The following is a 17704-nucleotide window of genomic DNA, read 5'->3' as shown; positions in this document are numbered from 1 at the left end:
GCCACGCGCCTGCTCCCGCGGGATCCTGCGGGCGCGCACCCGTTTTTCTTCGGGCGTTCACGCGTCGTTTCCGTCCCGGTCGCCGCCCGGAGACGCAGCGTGCATAGCGTGGGTCTCGGCTCGACATGACCGGGCTCTGACCCTCCGAAGAAAGTAGCACCCCTGCATGGTTTCCCTCATTACTCTGGACGTCGCCGGCACCACCGTGAACGAGCGCGGTGCGGTGTACGACACCCTGAAGTCGGTCGTTGAGGAGGCGCTGTCCGTCACGATCTCCGACGAGGATCTGCGCCCCGCCCTGGGCGCCAACAAGGCCGAGGCGATCGCCGGCTTCCTGAACAAGTTCCGCGGCGAGGCCGATCCGGCCGAGGTCGAGCGCCTCTTCCTCGAGTTCCGCAGCAAGCTTGAGCAGAGCTACCGCGAGAACCCGCCGGTCGAACTCCCCGGCGTGGTCGACGCGATCCGTCGCATGCGTGCCGCGGGCATGCAGGTCTCGCTGACCACGGGGTTCGACCGCGGCGTGACCCAGATGATCCTCGACGAGCTCGGCTGGACCGTCGGCCCCGAGCCCACCGACACCGTCGATTTCGCCATCACCTCCGATGACGTCTCCACGGGCCGTCCGGCGCCGGAGCTCATCCAGGTCGCCATGCAGCGCTCCGGCGTCACCGACCCGGCCCAGGTGCTCGCCGCGGGCGACACCGAGCTGGATCTCGCCGCGGGCATGAACGCCGGCGCGAAGTACGTGGTGGCCGTGAGCACCGGCGCGCAGAGCGTCGAGCACCTCGCGACGTTCCCGCACACCCACGTGTGCGACGTGCGCGATCTGCCCGAGCTGCTCGGCGTGCCTGCGATCCAGCCCGCCCAGTGATCCCACCCCGCACCTTCGATCTCGCGGTCGTCGGCGCCGGCGTCATCGGGCTCGCCCACGCGGCGCTCGCCCAGGAACGCGGGCTCAGTGTCGTCGTGATCGAGCGCACGGATCGCCCCGTGGGCGCGTCCATCCGCAACTTCGGCCACGTCGGGATCACGACGCAGGAGGGTGAGGGTCTGGCCTACGCGACCGCGGGGCGGAGCCACTGGCTTCGCTTCGCGGAGCGGGCCGGGTTCTGGATCCGGCCCGCGGGCACCATGATCGTCGCTCGGGCCGAGGACGAGTGGGCGCTGCTGCACCGCTTCGCGGAGCTCCGCGGCGACGCCGTCGAGCTGCTTACCCCGGAGCGGACCCGCGAGCGCGCATCGATCCAGGATCCCCGCCTCCTCGGCTCCGCCTACTGCGGGAACGACCTGCGGATCAACTCCCCGGAGGCGATCCCGGCGCTCGCCGCGCACCTCGCGGAGGCGGGGGTGGAGTTCCGGTTCCGCACCAACGTGACCGGCGTGGAGTCGGGCCTCGTCCGCACGAGCCGGGGCGACGTGTCTGCCCGGCGGGTTGTTGTCGCGACCGGGCACGACCTGGATCTCCTCTTCCCGCAGCTCGCGGACGAGGGCGAGTTTCAGCGGTGCCTGCTGCACATGCTCGAAACCGATGCCCCGGCGGGCAGCCACTTCGATCCGGTGATCCTCACCGGCACCGCGGTGATGCGCTACGGCGGCCTCTCGCAGCACCCGGAGGCCGCCAGCATCCGCGAGCGCATGCAGCGGGACACCCCGGAGCTGCTCGACGCCTTCGTGAACGTCAAGATGTCGCAGCGCCCGAACGGGCGGCTCGTGATCGGCGACACGCACGCGTACGCGCACACGCACGCCCCCTTCAAGGACGAGTCCCTCGACGAGCTCCTGCTGCGCGAGTTCGCACAGCTGCTCGGTGCCCCGCTCACGGTGCGCCGGCGGTGGCACGGCGAGTACGCGTCCGCGGCGGCCGAGGACTTCTATGTGCGCGAGCCGCACCCCGGAGTGTTCGTCGCCTGTGTCACCAACGGCACGGGCATGAGCACGGGCATGGGCTTCGCCGAGTCCGTCCTCGACCGCATGTGATTCCCCACCCACCCGCGGGGTGTGGCGCTGCCCCGCGCCGCACCCCGCTTCGGCGTTTCCCCACCACACCACAGGAGCCTCCCGTGATCACGCTTCCCGCGTCCTTCCCTCCCCCGCCCGATACCGCCCCGCGCCGCCGGATCCTGCTCGTGGGCCTCGACGGCCTCCGCGTGGACCGCGCCATCGACGCGGGCCTCATGCCCACCCTTGCGCGCCTCGCGGCCGCGGGCAGCCGGCACCGCATGGTGGTCGCCACCCCCACGCTGTCCGGGCCGAGCTGGGCGACCATCCTCACGGGTGCCACGATCGCCGAGCACGGGGTGACCGATAACCAATTCTTCGGTGCGCGCCTGAGCCAGTACCCGGATCTGCTCAGCCGGGCGTTCTACGCGGATCCGCGGCGGGTGACCTTTGCCGCGGCCAGCTGGCCGCCGCTCGTGGATCCCGCGGGCTTCGGCCCCATCATCCACGAGCGCGTCGAGCAGCACCGCGCCGGCCAGCATCGCGTGGTGATCCGGGACGGGGAGACCCGCGGCTACGTGTCGTTCGACGCGGAAATGGTCGAGCACTCCCTGTGGGCGCTGCGCCACGACACCCCCGATGTGTGCTTCACCTACCTGTGCGACGCGGACGAGTCGGGCCACCTGCACGGCCCGCTCTCCCCCGAGTACGCGGCGTCCCTGGCCCGGCTCGACGCGCACCTGGCCCGCCTCGCGGCCGAGGTCGAGCGCCTCGCCGCGGAGAGCGGCGACGACTGGCTCCTCGCGGTGACGAGCGATCACGGGCACGTCGATGCGGGCGGCCACGGGGGCGACAGCGATATCGAGCGCGAATCGTTCGTGGTGCTCGCCCGACCGGGCCGCGCGCCGCTGGCGTGGCCCGCCGAGATCACCGCCACGAGTGTCACTCCGCGGCTCCTGGCGTTCCTTGATCCGGCACCGGCAGCACCGGCGACGGATCCGTCACCGGCACCCTAACCGCGAACACACGGGGTCGGGCCCGGGGCGAGCAGCGTGCTCGCCCCGGGCCCGACCCCGTGTGTCGACGCGCCGCTACGCGGATGCCGCCCGCTGGCGGAAGAACTCTGCGGCCTCGGGCACCACGGCACCCGCGGGCACGGACACATCGGCGGCGACGCGATAGATGGCGGGTTGCGTCAGCCGGATCGCGACGCGCTCCCCCACCGGCACCGTCACGACCTGATGGGTCGGCAGATCGACCTTCACCCGGTGCGCGCCGTCGAAGGTTTCGACGGTGATGCGCGTCGTTGCCCCCAGGAACAGGTGGGACGTGACCGTCCCCACCGCGTCCGTCGAGGGTTCGCACACGAGGGCGTCGGGCCGCACGAAGAGGCGGTCCGCGGCCGCGGCGTCGGCGGGCGGTGCCCAGAACTCCGGCTGCGGCGAGCGCGCGGCGACCGGCAGCTCGTTTGTCACGCCGACGAAGCCCGCGACAAACGCGCCCTCCGGGCGGAAGAACAGCTCGTCGGGGGTGGCGATCTGCTGGATCCGCCCGTCTCGCATCACCGCAACCCGGTCGGCCATCGCGAGCGCTTCTTCCTGGTCGTGGGTCACGAACACGACCGTGATCCCGGTGCGGAGCTGCAGTTCGCGGATTTCCTCCCGCAGTCCGGCGCGCACCTGCGCGTCGAGTGCCGAGAGCGGCTCGTCGAGCAGCAGGATCCCGGGACTGATCGCGAGGGCCCGCGCGAGCGCCACACGCTGCTGCTGCCCGCCCGAGAGCTGGTTCGGATAGCGGTTCTCGAATCCGCCGAGCCGCACGGTCTCGAGCATTTCGAGCGCGATCCGCTTCCGTTCGGCCCGCGGCACGCGGCGCAGCGCAAGTCCGAACTCGACGTTCTTCCGGACGGTGAGGTTCGGGAACAGGCTGTAAGACTGGAACACCATTCCGATCCCGCGCCGGTGGGGCGGCAGCGGCAGCACCGACTCCCCGTCGACGAGCACGTCGCCCCCGCTCGGGGTCTCGAAGCCGCCCAGGATCCGGAGCGCGGTGGTCTTGCCGCAGCCGGACGGGCCGAGCAGGGCGATGAACTCGCCCGCCTCGATGTGCAGCGACAGGTCCTCGAGCACGCTCGTGGCACCGTAGGACTTCTGCACGCCGCGGAACTCGATGGCGGCACCGGCGGGCGCGGCGGCGCGGGCCGCGGGACGGCTCAGCGTGCTGGGGGTGGCGGTCGAGGTCATGCGGAGGCCTTTCGGGATGCGGCGATCCGGGTGGATGCCTGGAGGACGAGGATCATCAGCGCCCAGGAGAGCAGGGTGACCAGCAGGGACACCGCTATGGAGGTGCGGAAGTTGCTGCCGGAGAGCGTCATGAGTTCGACGGAGAGCGTGTGGAAGCCGAGGGTGATCGAGAACGTGAACTCGGCGAGGCCCGCGGAGAGGCCGAAGAAGGCGCAGTACCAGAGGGAGGCCCGAATGTTCGGAGCGACGACGAGCAGCACGGCGAGCGGGAACGGGGCCCCCAGGCCGCGGGCGCTGTCGAGCAGCTGCGTCACCGGGATCGTCGCGAGGGCGTTGTCGATGATGCGGAACGTGAAAGGGAGCAGCACGACGACGTAGCAGCCGAGGAGCACGAGCGGGAATGACGGGTCCTGGAGGAACTGGCTGATCGCCCGCGCGGTGTCTCCCGCATCGACGCCGGCCCGGAGCACCGCCATCACCCCGGCGACGAGCGCGATCGCGGGGACCACGAGCGGCAGCATGCAGATCACCTCGACGAGCGGCCGGAACCGCTGCGCGGAGACGTGCAAGAGCACGACGGTGGGGACGAGGATCACGAGCAGGATCACCACGGAGGCCGCGGAGAGGCCCAGCGAGAGGCCGAGGCTCCCCATGACCGCCGGGGACGAGAGCGCATCGGTGAGTGCGGTGAGGGTGAGCCCCTCACCGGGCACCCAGAAGCTAAACCAGAGCCCGGCCAGCATCGGGACCGCCAGGTAGGTCACCAGGAGGAGCAGCGCGAGCACCGCGAGCACCCGGGGCCAGCGCGGAGCCCGGTAGGGGCGGGGCGCGGGGATCGGGTCGGCGGCGCGGGATCCGGCGGAGGGCCGGTCCGCGGTTACTTCGAGGACAGCCACTGCCGGCTCCGTTTCTGCAGGGGGAGCGAGATCGCGAGGGTGATGAGGGCGATCACGATCATGTTGACGCTGAGGGCCATCGCGACGTTCTCTTGACCCGAGGAGTTCCCGCCGGTGAGCAGACCCGCGATCTTGAGCGTGACGAGGGGGAAGTTCGCACCGCCGATGAGCGCCGCCGCGGACACGTGCGTCGCAAAGGACGCCCCGAAGAGCAGCACAAATCCGCTGATGAGGGAGGGGAGCACCACCGGCAAGCCGACGCGCCCCCAGAACTGGATCCCCGGGGCCCCGAGCGAGGCGGCGGCCTCACGCCACTCGCGCTTGACGCCCTGCAGGGTGGGCAGGAACAGCATCACCATGGTCGGGATCAAGAAGTACTGGTACATCAGGACGAGACCGCCGGAGCTGTACAGGGAGAACCCGAGTGCGTCGAGCCCCAGCACCCCCGTCAGGATCCCGACGCTGCCGAGAATCACGATGAAGGAGAAGGCGAGGCTGATCCCGCCGGAGTTGGCGAGCACCGTCGCGAGCACGGTGGTGACCGAGTTCACGCGATCCGACGCGAGCGTCACGACCGCTTGTGCGACGAGCGCCCCGAGCACCGTGCCGATGGTGGCGGCGATGAGGCTCACCTGCAGGCTGTTCAGGATCGACTCGCCCTGGGCACCCGAGACGCTGCGGGCGAAGTTCTGCAGGCCGAAGGCCGTCTCCCCGGGGCTGCCGGGCACGGGGACCTGGAACGCGGAGAGGATGAGGCCGAGCAGGGGGACCAGGAGGAACAGGCACGCGAACCCCAGGAACGGGGTCAGGCCCAGGACGGCCCGGGGCGGCTTCACAGCCGCCCCGGCGAGCGCACCGCGACTCATGCGGTGGTGACCTCCAGCCATGCCGTGGTCAGCTGCGCCTTCGCGGCCTCCCGCTGCGCAGCGGTCGGGGTCTGCGCCTCGCCCTCCGCGGGCGGCAGCGCCGCCACGGCGGCCTCGTCGGCGGTCCCGGCCTCGATCATCTCGGGCAGGCGCACCGGACGCGTCTGGCCCTCGAGGAAGATGTTCTGGCCCTCGTCGCTGAAGATGAATTCCATCCACAGGCGTGCCGCAGCCGGGTGCGGCGCATCCGCGTTGATCGACGCCGCGTAGTACGCGGACCACAGCACGTCGGTGGGAACGTTGACCTCGAACGTGATCCCGGCCTCGGCGAGCTTCGTCGCCGACGCGAGGTTCAGGTAGTCCCAGCTCAGTACGATCGGGGTTTCGCCGCGCTCGATCGTGCCGTCGTTCGCGACGACCTTGGTCATGTTGCCGCTGTCCGAGAGCTTCTGGAAGAAGTCGACGCCGGGCTGGATATCGTCAAGCGAGCCGCCGTTGGCGAGCGACATGGCCCACACGATGTTGAACTCGAGCTCCCCGGACGTGGGGTCCTCGAAGGCCCCGATCTTGCCCTGGTATTCGGGCTTCGCGAGATCCGCGATCGTCGTGGGGCACGTCTCGACGCGGTCGGCGTCGCAGCCGATGCTCATGTAGCCGCCGTACTGGCTCGTCCACTGGTTGTCGGCCCCGTGCAGGCCGGCGGCGAGATCCGGCACCGTGGCGGGGCGGTACGCCGCCAGCAGCTCCTGGGCGGCACCGTCCTCCGCGAAGGAGACGCCCGTGTCGAGGTAGTCGATCGAGCGGTCCTGCCCCACACGTTGCTGGATCACGTTGATCTGCTCCTGGCTGGAGCTCATCGAGACGTCGTTGTCGATCTCGATGCCGTACTTCTCGGTGAACGCCGCTTTCAGCTCGCCGTAGTTCGCCCAGTCGTCGAACAGGCCCATGGTGTGCAGCGCGCCCTCCTCCTGGGCTGCGGCGACCAGTGCGTCCATACCGCCGCCGGCCTCGGCGCTCGAGGCCGTGGCCCAGGGGCTGTCCTCGGCCGGTGCGGAGGAGGTCGCGCAGCCGGTCAGCGCGAGGGCGGCCACCACGAGCGCGGTCGCAGAGACGGGAAACAGCTTCATGCCAGTGTTCCAATGCAGTCGAGAAACAAAAAATGGCCGACAGATCATCCGGCCACATGAATCTCAACATCACCGCGTGAACGGCTGACAGCGACACCGGCACGCGCAGGTAAACGCGGGCCAACCACTCAGGGCGACTCCGTGAACACCCCTTTGCCCAGGAAGGCACCCCCGAACACACGACACCGCCCGCCCCGAGGAATCGGGGCGGGCGGTGTCGGTTCAGGCGGAGCGGATCGCCAAGCGATCCGAAGGGGCACTAGTGCTCGCGCAGCTCGTCCTTGACGTCGTTGCGCGCCTTCACGGCGTCGCGCTCTGCTTCGGCCCGTTTCACATCGGCCTCCGCGCGCACCTCATCGATCTTGTCCTTGGCTTTATCGACCCCGTCTTCGACGGCCTGGCCGACCTTCTTGGCCGCTGCCTCAGCATTGTGCTTGGCGTCTTCAAGAAATCCCATTGGTGTTGCCCCCTTCGTTTCCGTTGGTGGACCCCCAGTGTTTCGCGCTTTTCTGAGAGAAAACGCAACGCTTTCTGAGTACACGGTGAACGTACTGAGTACAGTTGCGGCGATCGCGCGGTGCGCAAGGACTCAGTGGGATGGCGCACTCAGGTCGACCGCTGGCGCGTGCTGAAGTGCGACGAGTCCGCCGAGAATCAACTCGATCCCGCGCCCGAAGGAGGCGTCGAGATCGCTTCCCGCGGGGCTCGCCTCTCCGCCGGGCACCGGCGCCGCGGACGCCACCTGCTCCCCCACGAGGGCCCCCAGCGCGGCGGCCTGCCGGTGCGTCTGGGTGGACTGCGCATGTCCGAACGTGAAGAACATCAGGGTGCGCGCGGCGTCGCCTCCGACAAGCTTCGCCAGCTCGTCTTCGACGCGCGAGCGCCCCGTACGGAACGCCGTGGCGGTCGCCACCACATCGGCGCCGTCGCGCACGGCGAGCATCGCTTCCCGGAGGTCACCGCAGAGCCGTCGCGCCGCGTCCAAACGCGCGGCGACGGGCACCTCCGCGAGCGCGCGATCCGTGCGGGGGCCGACGCCCTGCACAATCTGGTCGGCCATGAGGGCGAGCAGCGACTGCTTGTTCGGGACGTGGTGATAGAGCGCGCTCGGCTGCACGTCGAGCTCCGCAGCGACCCGTCGCATCGAGCAGTTCTCGAGGCCCTGCGCGTCCAGGACACGCAGGGCCGCGACGACGACATCGGCGAGTGAGTTGCGCATGTTTCCAGCCTAGCGCTAACCTGAACACCATTCACCAGAACACTGTTCAGGTTGGGATCTTCCCCGCCCGGCACCCACCCCAGGAGTATCGATGACCGACGCCACCGCAGTCGCACCCCCCGCCCGGCAGGCCCGCCGACGCGGCACCCCCGGCACCGATCTCGCCCTGATCGCCACCTTCGCGGCCCTGATCGCGGTCTGCGCGCTGCTCCCCGCGATCAGCGTCGGCGGGGCCGTGCCGATCACCCTCCAAACCTTCGCCGTGATGCTCGCGGGCGCGGTGCTCGGCGCCCGCCGCGGATTCCTCGCGGTGCTGCTCTACCTCGCGGTCGGCGCCATCGGCCTCCCCGTGTTTAGCGGTGGCTCGGCGGGACTTGCCCCGTTCGCCGGCCCCTCGGTGGGGTACCTGGTCGCGTTCCCCCTCGCCGCCCTCGCCACCGGGTTCTTCGTCGAACGGCTCCCGCGCTCGCGCGTGGTCGCAAGCATCCCCCTGATCATGCTTTCGGGCCTCGCCGCGAGCTTCCTCTTCATTCATCCCCTCGGGATCCTCGGCATGTCCTGGCGCGCCGACCTGACCCTGGGTCAGGCGTTCATCGCAGACCTCGCCTTCTGGCCGGGCGACGTCATCAAGAACCTCCTCATGGCAATCGTCGCGACCGCCGTGCACCGAGCGTTCCCCGCACTGCTCCCGGCACGCGCGCGGCGAGACCGCACGACGCAGACCGCGTAGGATCGCCGGGTGATCGAGTTTCAGCAGGCCGCCGTCGTCGTTCCCGGCCCCGACGGGGACACGACGGTCCTGCACCCGACGTCGCTCACACTGACCGAGCCGCGCGTCTCGATCATTGGGGCGAACGGTTCGGGCAAGTCCACGCTTGCGCGGCTGATCAATGGCCTCGTCGAGCCCAGCAGTGGCACCGTCCGCATCGGCGCAGCCCGCAACCGCACCTCTCCCGCCGGCACCGATGACGTCGATCCCGTGCTCGACACACGGACCGACGGGGCTGCGGTGCGCCGCGCGGTCGGCTTCGTGTTCACCGATCCGGCCGCGCAACTCATCATGCCGACGGTCGCGGAAGACGTCGCGCTGTCCCTGCGCCGTCGCATCCGCGGGAAGGCGGAGCGGCGCGAGGCGGCGCTCGCGGTCCTCGCCCGGTTCGGGCTCGACGCGCTCGCCGATCGCAGCGTACACACGCTTTCGGGGGGACAAAAGCAGCTGCTCGCGATCGCCGCGGTGCTCGCGACGGATCCCGCAATCCTCGTCGCCGACGAGCCCACCACGCTCCTGGACCTGCGCAACGCCCTCCGCATCAGCGAGCTGCTCTTCGGGCTCCCCCAGCAGCTCGTCGTGGTCACCCACGACCTGGAACTCGCGGCCCGCGCCGACCGCACCCTGGTCATCGCGGACGGCCGCGTCGCCTTCGACGGGCCGCCCGCCGCGGCCATCGCCCACTACCGGGCGAGCGCGGTGGGCATCTCCGACGCGACGCCCCCGTGGGGCGCTCCGTGAGCTCGGTCAGCCCCCTGGGCGCGTATCTGCCCGGAAGCGGACCGCTGCACCGGCTCCGCCCCGGCGCAAAACTGCTCGGCCTCTTCGTCTTCGCCACCACTGTGGTGCTGCTGCGCGGACCGGTCGCCACCGGGATCGCGCTCGGGATCGCGATCCTGCTCGCCCTCCTCGCGGGGCTTCGCGGGCGCGACTTCTGGCGCGTGCTGCGCGGCTTTGCCCTGATCGCTGTCCCGCTGTTCGCGTTTCAGGCGTGGCAGCACGGCTGGGAACGCGGCGTCGAGGTCGTGGGCGACCTGTTCGCCTTGATCCTTGCGGCGAGCGCGGTCACCGCGAGCACCGCGGTCGACGACATGCTCGACACCGTCGCCTGGGCGCTCCGGCCGCTGCGGCCGTTCGGCGTGCACCCCGAACGCGTCGCGTTCGCGTTCTCCCTGGTGATCCGCGCGGTGCCGAGCATCCTCGATATCGCCCATGAGACCCAGGCGGCCGCCCGCGCACGCGGGCTCGAGCGCAGCCCCCGCGCCAGGCTCGTTCCGCTCGTGCTCCGCTCGGTGGCCCACGCGCAGCTCACGGGCGAGGCGATGACGGCGCGCGGGATCGGCGACGACGAAGACCCGCACTGACCTCCGCGCGCCCCGCCGGGGCACCGGATCCGTCGCAGCCCGTAGGCTAGACGCATGGCTGACGCGCACTCCCCCGAACCCGACGCGGACGTTCCTGATCCGGGCACCGATCCGGACGAGGAGATCCCCGCGGAGGTCCACGCAGACTACGCGAACGAGACGGCCCGCGCGGCCCTCCGCGCGCTCCAGGACACGCCGGACTACGAACACCTCGCGGCGTTCCTCCTCGCCCTGCGCGAGGGCTTCCTCGTGGTCGACATCACGGGCACCGCGGGGAAGAAGCGCGGGCCGCGGGCGCGCACCCTCCGATCCACCTCGGGTCAGCTGGTGCTCCCGATCTTCACCTCGATGGCCGAGCTGCGAGCGGTCGCCCCCGCGAGCCGGTCCGAGGAGCTGAAGGGGGCGGTGATTCCCGCCCAGCAGGCGCTCGCGCTGATCGCGTCCGACCGCTTCGTCGCGGCGGAGTTCGACAAGGCTTCGGCGGCGCTTGTCGTGCTGCGGAAGTACGTCGAGCTCGCGGCCAGCAGCGTCGAGATCACCGCGGAGTCCGTCGCGGCGCTGAAGTAACGCCGCCCCGATACACGCACAGAGCGGTCCGCCCCCGTTCGGGGCGGACCGCTCTGCGCATTGCGGGGGAGTCGGTTACAGCGACTTCATCGAGAAGGCGCGAATCACCTGCACGATGCCCATGACCACCATCGAGATGCCGAGCAGCAGCCACAGGGTGACCGCACCGAGCAGCGGCGAGAGCAGCAGCACGATGCCGGCAATCACGCTGATGATGCCGTAAATGATCGTCCACACCTTGCTGCCGCTCTTGCCCGCGACGGTGAAGGCCATGACGCCCTCGAACAGCCACAGGATGCCGACCGTGATCGACAGGAACATCGCGAGCACGACGGCCGCGGCGCCGATGTTCATCATCATGACGATACCGCCGGCAATGTAGAGCAGGCCGAGCAGGATGTGCCCCACGCGCGCCCAGCCGCCGAGCGTGCGGCTGAAGATCGACGAGCCGAGGTACACGACGCCGACGACCAGCGCGTACGCGGCCATCACGACCGCGAGCACCTGCATGGCGACGACGCCGGACTTCGCGGGGTTGAAGATGATGAGCAGGCCGAGCACGAGGGCGATGAGCCCGCCCACGCCGAACGCGGTGCGTACCCCGTCGGTGAGGCGGGCCTCGACGGGTGCCTGGCTCGGAGTTTCGGTGCCAGTCATGAGAATCCTCCTTCGCTTCGCTGTACCGGATCAGTACAGCCGATGACTCCCATCCAAGCGCATCCGCAGGGTTTTGCGAAGGACAGCGCCGCTTTCACCCCCTGAAGCGTTACATTCCGGGCACCTCGATCAGCCCCGTGCGGCTTGTGGGTCGCGCTGCAGCCGGCCCACAACCATCCGAGCGGTCACGAGCGGCATGGCACGCTACCCTGCCGCCCACACCCGCGCGAACCGGGCGCGCCGATCCGCACGCGCCTGCAGCGCCTCGGCCATGGTCACCGGAGCAAACCGCACCTTCGCGCCCGGCGCGAGCCGAGCAAACAGATCCATATCAGCGCTGATCACGGTCGCGGCCTGGGCGTAGCCGCCGCCGGATACCGCGTCGCAGTGCAACACGATGGGCTGGGTGCCGCCGGGAATCTGGATCGACCCCACCGGGTATCCGGCGTCCGTGATGTTGGAGGGGTCTTGCCCCGCCCCGAAGGGCTGCTCCTTCTCCTGCCACGGCGCGCCGGGTCCGTCGAAGCGAAGCCCCATGCGATCGGCCACCGGGGTCAGGGTCCACTCGCTCTCGGTCAGGTGCCGCAGGCCTTCCGCGGTCAGGAGATGGTCGTACAGGCCCAGCATGACGCGGACCTCCACGTCGCGTGAGAACTGTGGGCGCAGGGCCTCCGGGATCTCGCTCAGTTCCGGAAGCGCCGAGCGCACGCGCTCCCCGACGGGAAGCAGATCACCGGCCTGCAGGCCCCGACCCGCGAAGCCACCCAACTTCCCAATCGGATACGTAGACCGGGAGCCGAGCACGACGGGCACGTCAATGCCCCCGGCCACCGCCACGAAGAACTTCGCCCCGGCCTGCAGGATCCCAAACGAGAGCTCATCCCCGCTCCGGAGTTCCACTCTCGCGCTGTGCGCCACGGGTTCCCCGTTCACGAGCACCTGGACGGGCGCGCCGGTCACCGCGATCACCGCGTCCGCGTGGGTGCGGAGTGATGGGCCGAGGTACGTGCACTCCAGCACGGCCTCGTCCGGCGTGTTCCCCACCAGACGATTCCCCAGGGTCGCGGCGTACTGATCCATCGCGCCTCCCTGCGGAATTCCGAAGCGGTAATAGCCAAAGCGACCGCGGTCCTGCACCGTCGTCGCGAGCCCCGGAGTCAAAATCTCAAGCGGCATCGAGGGCCTCCAATAGCGTCCGGTTGTATGCGTCCGCGTCGCGCAACGCGTCGGCGAGCGTGAACGTGACGGGTGCGTATTTGTAGCGGTAGGTCCCGGCGGCGACCTCAGCCTCAATCTCGCGGTACTCGGCTTCGTCAACCGGGCGATACTTCACAATGTCACCCGTGCGGAAGAGCACCATGAAGTCAGCGAAGTCGGCCAAACGTTGCTCGGGATCGAAGATCGGTGTCGGCGTGATCCCCAGCATCTGGTACCCACCCGCGCCGCGGACGGAGTAGTGAGCGGTGAAGCAACCGCCGATGCCGACGGTGTGCGGCGGCGTGTCTGTGCGCGGGCTCAGGTACTTCGGGACTTCGAGCTGGCGTTCCCGCGGCGTGAGCTGGAAGAGGAAGGGAAGTCCCGCGACGAAGCCCACCATCGACACCAGCCACGGGGCTTCGTGGTGCCGCCGAATGAACTCCTCCGGGCCCGAGAGCCCGTTCACCGCAGCGCTGTAGTCCAGGTCCGTGCCGCTGGGTGCCTGATGGTAGCCCTCGCGGAACCGCGCCTCCGTCTCTCGCGTGTAGGGGTCCGCATACCAAACGGGCACCTCGACGATGCGGGTGTCGAGTGTGCCCTCACCGGCCCGTTTCACGGCCGCTTCGTCTTCGCGCACGGCACGCTCCAGCACGTCGTGCGGCAGCACGTCCGGGTCGAACCTGACGAGCAGCGAGGCATTCGCCGGGCACACGTCGACCACGCCGGCCAACTGCCGTTCGGAGAGACGCAGCGCCATCGAATTCGCCACGAAGTTTGCTTCCAGCGACATTTCGGGCGAGATCTCGACGAGCAGGAACTCGTCCCCGCCCCAGCTGTATCGCGCGTGTTCATCCAGCATCATGACTTGCCACCTCCCAGCAGTCCGGGAACGGACTCGATATAGGTCGTGTAATGGTTGGCTTCCTGGAAATCGTCGAGCGCCACCAGGCGGCGCATGAGCGGAATCGTCGACCGGATCCCGGTGACGTTGGTTTCGGCGAGGGCGCGCGCAGCGCGCGCGAGCGCGCGTTGTCGGTCGATATCCCACACCACGAGCTTGCCGAGCAACGAGTCGTAGAAGGGCACGACCACCTGACCGGCGGCAAAGCCGAAGTCCGCACGCACCCCGGGCCCCCCCGACACCTCCAACGCGTCAATGCGCCCCGGGCTGGGAAGGAAGTTGTTGTCCGGGTCCTCCGCGTTGATACGGAACTCGAAGGCGTGCCCCTCCAGGCGGATGTCCTCCTGGGCGTACCCCAACCGCTCGCCGCTCGCGATCCGGAGCTGTTCGCGCACGAGGTCGATGCCGGTGATCGCCTCACTGATGGGGTGCTCCACCTGCAGACGCGTGTTCATCTCAATGAACGCGATCTCCTGGCGTACGGGGTCATACAAGAACTCGACCGTGCCGGCACCGATGTACCCGGATTGCCGCGCGAGTTCGACGGAGGTGTCCCGCATGCGCGCGCGCAGCTCATCCGGGAGTCCCGGGGCGGGGGCTTCCTCGATCACCTTCTGCTGTCGTCGCTGCATCGAGCAATCGCGGTCTCCCAGGTGCACCCAGGTTTCCCCGTCCCCGAGCACCTGCACCTCGACGTGGCGCGCGCGGGTGACAAACCGCTCGAAGTACACGTCGCTCGAATTGAACGCGGCGAGCGCTTCGGCTTGCGCAACCTCGACCGTGCGCCGCAGCGCCTCGCGATTCTCGATCCGACGGATCCCCCGGCCTCCGCCGCCGGCCGACGCCTTGACAACGAGCGGGTAGCCGATCGTCTCGGCAATCCCCTCCAGATCGGCGCTGGGGTCCAGCGCCCCCTCAGTGCCGGCGAGCACCGGGACCCCCGCGGTCATCGCGGCCTGGCGCGCACGCGATTTGTCGCCCATGAGGCGGATCGACTCGGGGCTCGGGCCCACCCAGACCAGCCCGGCGTCGAGAACCTTCTGCGCGAAGTCGGCGTTCTCAGACAGGAAGCCGTAACCGGGGTGCACCGCATCCGCACCGGACTCGCGCGCGGCCTGAATCACGGCGTCGTGGTTGAGATAGCTCAGGCCCGCCGGGGCCGGGCCGATGACGATGTGCTCGTCGGCGAGCTGCGCCGCGAGCGAGTCCCGATCGGCCTCGCTCACCACCGCGACCGTGCCAATGCCCATTTCGCGTGCCGTCCGGATGATCCGTACCGCGATTTCGCCGCGGTTAGCGATCAGGAGCTTCTTCACTGTGGTGTCCTTCGGAGTTCGGGAGGGGTTAATCAATGATCGCGATGATGTCGCCGGGGCCCACCATGCCGTTGTCGGCAATGGAGAACTCACGAAGCACGCCGGCGACGTCGCTGCGCACCTCCGTGAACTGCTTCATAATCTCGATCACGCCGATGGTCTGCCCGGCGTCCACCGTGTCACCGGCCTCAACGAACGGTGGCTTGTTCGGGGCCGGGCGGCGGTAGAAGACTCCGGGAATGGGCGCGGTAATTTCGGTACTCATATCTCTGCTCTCAAAAGGTGGGTGCTGGGGAAGTGAAAGATCAGGGTTACGCGGCGAGTGCGGCCCGGACGGCCGCGGCAACCTCACCGGCGTTCGCCGTATCGGAGTGCACGCAGATGCTGTCGAACTCAATGCGCAGCTCGGTGCCGTCGACGGCGAGGACGGTGCCGTCGGCCGCAGCGCGCTTCGCCCGAACGGCCGCGGCCGCGGGATCGGTCGCGTGCGGTTGCCGCAGGATGATGAGGCTGGCGTCAGCCGCGTAGTCCAGGTCAACATACAGCTCGCCAACAAACTCGGCCCCCACCTGCGCTGCGGCACGCTGATGGGCGGTTCCCGCGAGGCCGTAGATCGGGACGCCGTAGTCACGCGCGACTCGGGCCGCCGCGGCGGCCAGCTCCTCGTCACGGGAGAGCATGCCATAGAGCGAACCGTGCGGTTTGATGTGCCCCAGGGTCATTTCGTACTTGGCGAGGAACCCGACGAGTGCGGCGGTTTGATACCTGACGAGATGCTCGACCTCCTCGGGCGTGAGCTTCATCTCGCGGCGGCCGAACCCGACGAGATCGGGGAGCCCGGGATGCGCGCCGACGAGGACGCCGTGCTGGCGCGCGAGGGCAACGGTCGCGTCCATCGTCGCTGGGTCACCGGAGTGGAACCCGCACGCCACGTTCGCGACGTCGATGAGCGGCATGAGCGCGCCGTCGTTGCCGAACGTGTGCAGGCCGAGGGCTTCGCCCATGTCCGAATTGAGGGAAATCTGATCACGACGCTGTGCTGTCATGCAGCTAAAGCTACGCCGTCGAGTTCGGGAAGGTTATTATGCAACTGCGAGAGAAACCGATGGAATATTGTGCAACTGCGAGAAAGGGGTCCGCGTGCGCGTCGCTGATCTGCTGGCCGAACACACGCTTCACCTGCGCCTCGAAACACCGACGGGGCCGCAGCGACTGAGCCGAGAGATCAGCCGCTGCGCGCCGACCGAGCACCTCGACCCCACGCCGTTTCTCGACCCGAACGTGCTCCTCCTGACGTCGGGGATCGGCATGAACTTTTCCGAGCAGAGCATTTGGGACGGCTACGTGGAGCGACTCACCCGCGTACCGATCGCCGCCCTTGCGTTCGCGGTGGGTGCCGCGCACAAGACCCTGCCCCCGGGCCTGGTGCTCGCCTGCACCCGGCACGATCTGCCCCTGCTCGAGGTGCCCACCACGGTGCCCCTGCTCAAAATCGACCAGCACGTCGAGGGCATGCTCGGCGCCGAGCGGCTCGCTCGCTTCGACCGCGGCTGGCACCTGGCCGACAAGTGCGCCAAGCTCGCGAGCCAGGGGGCTGAGATCTCCACCCTGCTCGCCGCGATCTACGAGGCGCTCGACGCCCCGATCGCGGTGTTTGACGCCTTCGACACCCTGATCGCGCAGTACCCCGAGTCCCTGGCCTGGCGCGCCACGACCGCCATGGAGTCACAGCCCGACGTTCTGCTGGTGCCGCTCCCGATGGGGCTCAGCACGCCGTGCCAGCTCGCCGTGCGACTCTACCGCCCGGCCACCGAGGTCGAGGCCCTCCTCGCACCCGTCACCTCGATCCTCGCGCTCCAGCTCAATCGCTCGGTGTCCGTCGATGCGAGTAGCCATCAGGACATGCTTCGCTTCGCGAACCGCTGCGTCGCCTGGTCCGAGGCGACACGTGGCGACGTTGCGGACGCGTTCAACGAACTCGGGCTCAGCCGGCGGGCGGAGACCACGCTCCTGGTCGCCGATCTCAGCGGCGAACACGCCAGCGCCGCCTGGAAACTGCGGGTGGCGTTGCACGACGCATTCCACGATGTCCGACTCTCCGAACTCGACACGCAACTCGTCGCACTGGCACAGTTTCCGCGCGAAGAAGCCGCCGAGCTCACCCGCCGGTTCCTCACGATTCAAGAGGGATTACCGCTCGTGTTGAGCGTCCCCACGCACACGATCGACGAACTCCGCATCGCGCTCGTGCACGCGCTCGACCTCGTGCGACATGTCAGCGCCCCGGTCGTGGCTCCGGCGCTCGGCTTGAGCGCCGTGGTGGCGGCGGCGGCGGGGCGCGGGGCGCGCGAGGCGGCGGCCCGGTTCCTGGCCCCGCTGCTCGAACACGACGAACACCGAACGACGGAGCTGATGCCCACGCTCCGGGTGTGGCTGCGCAACGATGCCCAGCCGTCACGCACCTGCGAGGAGCTCTTCATCCACAGGAACTCACTGAGCTACCGGCTGCGACGGATCGAGCAGTTGCTCGGCATCTCCCTCGATACGCTCGACGGCCGCGCAACCTGCCTGATGGCACTGCGACTCGTGGAGTTCGAGCCGTACTAAAACGCCGCGGTCCCGACCCTGCGTCGCCGCCGGGCCG

At 69.4% G+C, this 17704-nt stretch carries 20 protein-coding genes; 8 read left to right on the top strand and 12 right to left on the bottom strand.

Annotated elements, in window-relative coordinates; all coding sequences use genetic code 11:
- The first annotated feature begins 166 nt into the window (after window positions 1-166).
- The 3 genes from D3230_RS14860 to D3230_RS14850 all read left to right on the top strand — a co-directional run bounded on the left by D3230_RS14860 (window position 167) and on the right by D3230_RS14850 (window position 2954).
- Window positions 167-871, top strand: coding sequence for a phosphonatase-like hydrolase (locus tag D3230_RS14860; protein ID WP_202345833.1), 705 nt, complete (start codon window positions 167-169; stop codon window positions 869-871).
- Window positions 868-1977: a TIGR03364 family FAD-dependent oxidoreductase gene (locus D3230_RS14855; RefSeq protein WP_202345832.1), complete on the top strand. Its 1110-nt coding sequence runs from the start codon at window positions 868-870 to the stop codon at window positions 1975-1977. Before D3230_RS14860 ends, D3230_RS14855 begins: the two co-directional genes overlap by 4 nt.
- Window positions 1978-2060: 83 nt before the next feature.
- The gene (locus tag D3230_RS14850; RefSeq protein ID WP_202345831.1) at window positions 2061-2954 is read left to right on the top strand and encodes an alkaline phosphatase family protein; all 894 of its coding nucleotides are present in this window, start codon (window positions 2061-2063) and stop codon (window positions 2952-2954) included.
- A 75-nt stretch (window positions 2955-3029) separates the two neighbouring features.
- On the opposite strand, the gene D3230_RS14845 is transcribed toward D3230_RS14850, so the two are convergent.
- The 6 genes from D3230_RS14845 to D3230_RS14820 form a co-directional block, all read right to left on the bottom strand.
- The gene (locus tag D3230_RS14845) at window positions 3030-4181 is read right to left on the bottom strand and encodes an ABC transporter ATP-binding protein (protein WP_202345830.1); all 1152 of its coding nucleotides are present in this window, start codon (window positions 4179-4181) and stop codon (window positions 3030-3032) included.
- Complete coding sequence (locus D3230_RS14840; RefSeq protein ID WP_202345829.1) at window positions 4178-5077, bottom strand: ABC transporter permease; 900 nt, start codon at window positions 5075-5077, stop codon at window positions 4178-4180. Before D3230_RS14840 ends, D3230_RS14845 begins: the two co-directional genes overlap by 4 nt.
- On the bottom strand, window positions 5059-5943 hold the full coding sequence (locus D3230_RS14835; RefSeq protein ID WP_202345828.1) for an ABC transporter permease: 885 nt from the start codon (window positions 5941-5943) through the stop codon (window positions 5059-5061). Before D3230_RS14835 ends, D3230_RS14840 begins: the two co-directional genes overlap by 19 nt.
- Complete coding sequence (locus D3230_RS14830) at window positions 5940-7070, bottom strand: ABC transporter substrate-binding protein (protein ID WP_202345827.1); 1131 nt, start codon at window positions 7068-7070, stop codon at window positions 5940-5942. The genes D3230_RS14835 and D3230_RS14830 overlap by 4 nt, the downstream gene beginning before the upstream one ends.
- Before the next feature lie 259 nt (window positions 7071-7329).
- Complete coding sequence (locus D3230_RS14825) at window positions 7330-7527, bottom strand: hypothetical protein (protein WP_202345826.1); 198 nt, start codon at window positions 7525-7527, stop codon at window positions 7330-7332.
- A 132-nt stretch (window positions 7528-7659) separates the two neighbouring features.
- Window positions 7660-8289 (bottom strand): TetR/AcrR family transcriptional regulator, encoded by a 630-nt coding sequence (locus D3230_RS14820; RefSeq protein WP_202345825.1) that lies wholly within the window; start codon window positions 8287-8289, stop codon window positions 7660-7662.
- A gap of 91 nt (window positions 8290-8380) precedes the next feature.
- Between D3230_RS14820 and D3230_RS14815 the strand changes: the two genes are divergently transcribed.
- Genes D3230_RS14815 through D3230_RS14800 form a run of 4 tightly spaced genes read left to right on the top strand, consistent with a single transcriptional unit; the run spans window position 8381 to window position 10989 of the window.
- On the top strand, window positions 8381-9019 hold the full coding sequence (locus D3230_RS14815; RefSeq protein ID WP_202345824.1) for a biotin transporter BioY: 639 nt from the start codon (window positions 8381-8383) through the stop codon (window positions 9017-9019).
- 9 nt (window positions 9020-9028) lie between these two features.
- The gene (locus D3230_RS14810; protein ID WP_202345823.1) at window positions 9029-9799 is read left to right on the top strand and encodes an ATP-binding cassette domain-containing protein; all 771 of its coding nucleotides are present in this window, start codon (window positions 9029-9031) and stop codon (window positions 9797-9799) included.
- Window positions 9796-10422, top strand: a complete 627-nt coding sequence (locus D3230_RS14805; protein ID WP_202345822.1) for a CbiQ family ECF transporter T component — start codon at window positions 9796-9798, stop codon at window positions 10420-10422. Before D3230_RS14810 ends, D3230_RS14805 begins: the two co-directional genes overlap by 4 nt.
- A 54-nt stretch (window positions 10423-10476) precedes the next feature.
- A complete protein-coding gene (locus D3230_RS14800; RefSeq protein WP_202345821.1) occupies window positions 10477-10989 on the top strand; it encodes an SseB family protein in 513 nt (170 codons plus the stop codon).
- A 75-nt stretch (window positions 10990-11064) separates the two neighbouring features.
- Here D3230_RS14800 and D3230_RS14795 read toward each other — a convergent pair whose 3' ends face one another.
- From D3230_RS14795 to pxpA, 6 genes are all read right to left on the bottom strand, one after another.
- Entirely contained in the window at window positions 11065-11646 is a 582-nt protein-coding gene (locus tag D3230_RS14795) for an HdeD family acid-resistance protein (RefSeq protein WP_202345820.1), read from the bottom strand.
- A 204-nt stretch (window positions 11647-11850) separates the two neighbouring features.
- On the bottom strand, window positions 11851-12822 hold the full coding sequence (locus D3230_RS14790; RefSeq protein ID WP_202345819.1) for a 5-oxoprolinase subunit C family protein: 972 nt from the start codon (window positions 12820-12822) through the stop codon (window positions 11851-11853).
- Entirely contained in the window at window positions 12812-13705 is an 894-nt protein-coding gene (locus D3230_RS14785) for a 5-oxoprolinase subunit B family protein (protein ID WP_202345818.1), read from the bottom strand. Before D3230_RS14785 ends, D3230_RS14790 begins: the two co-directional genes overlap by 11 nt.
- Window positions 13702-15060: an acetyl-CoA carboxylase biotin carboxylase subunit gene (locus D3230_RS14780; protein WP_202345817.1), complete on the bottom strand. Its 1359-nt coding sequence runs from the start codon at window positions 15058-15060 to the stop codon at window positions 13702-13704. The genes D3230_RS14785 and D3230_RS14780 overlap by 4 nt, the downstream gene beginning before the upstream one ends.
- Before the next feature lie 28 nt (window positions 15061-15088).
- The gene (locus tag D3230_RS14775; protein ID WP_202345816.1) at window positions 15089-15325 is read right to left on the bottom strand and encodes an acetyl-CoA carboxylase; all 237 of its coding nucleotides are present in this window, start codon (window positions 15323-15325) and stop codon (window positions 15089-15091) included.
- A gap of 46 nt (window positions 15326-15371) precedes the next feature.
- Window positions 15372-16106, bottom strand: coding sequence for a 5-oxoprolinase subunit PxpA (pxpA, locus tag D3230_RS14770; protein ID WP_202345815.1), 735 nt, complete (start codon window positions 16104-16106; stop codon window positions 15372-15374).
- A 94-nt stretch (window positions 16107-16200) separates the two neighbouring features.
- Here pxpA and D3230_RS14765 point away from each other — a divergent pair, with 94 nt between their 5' ends.
- Entirely contained in the window at window positions 16201-17667 is a 1467-nt protein-coding gene (locus tag D3230_RS14765; RefSeq protein WP_202345814.1) for a helix-turn-helix domain-containing protein, read from the top strand.
- The last annotated feature ends 37 nt before the right edge of the window (window positions 17668-17704 follow it).

The organism is Leucobacter chromiireducens subsp. solipictus, assembly GCF_016758195.1.
Lineage (GTDB): Bacteria > Actinomycetota > Actinomycetes > Actinomycetales > Microbacteriaceae > Leucobacter > Leucobacter solipictus.
The sequence above is the reverse complement of the archived record's forward strand: the minus strand, read 5'-3'. Positions and strand labels throughout refer to the sequence as shown.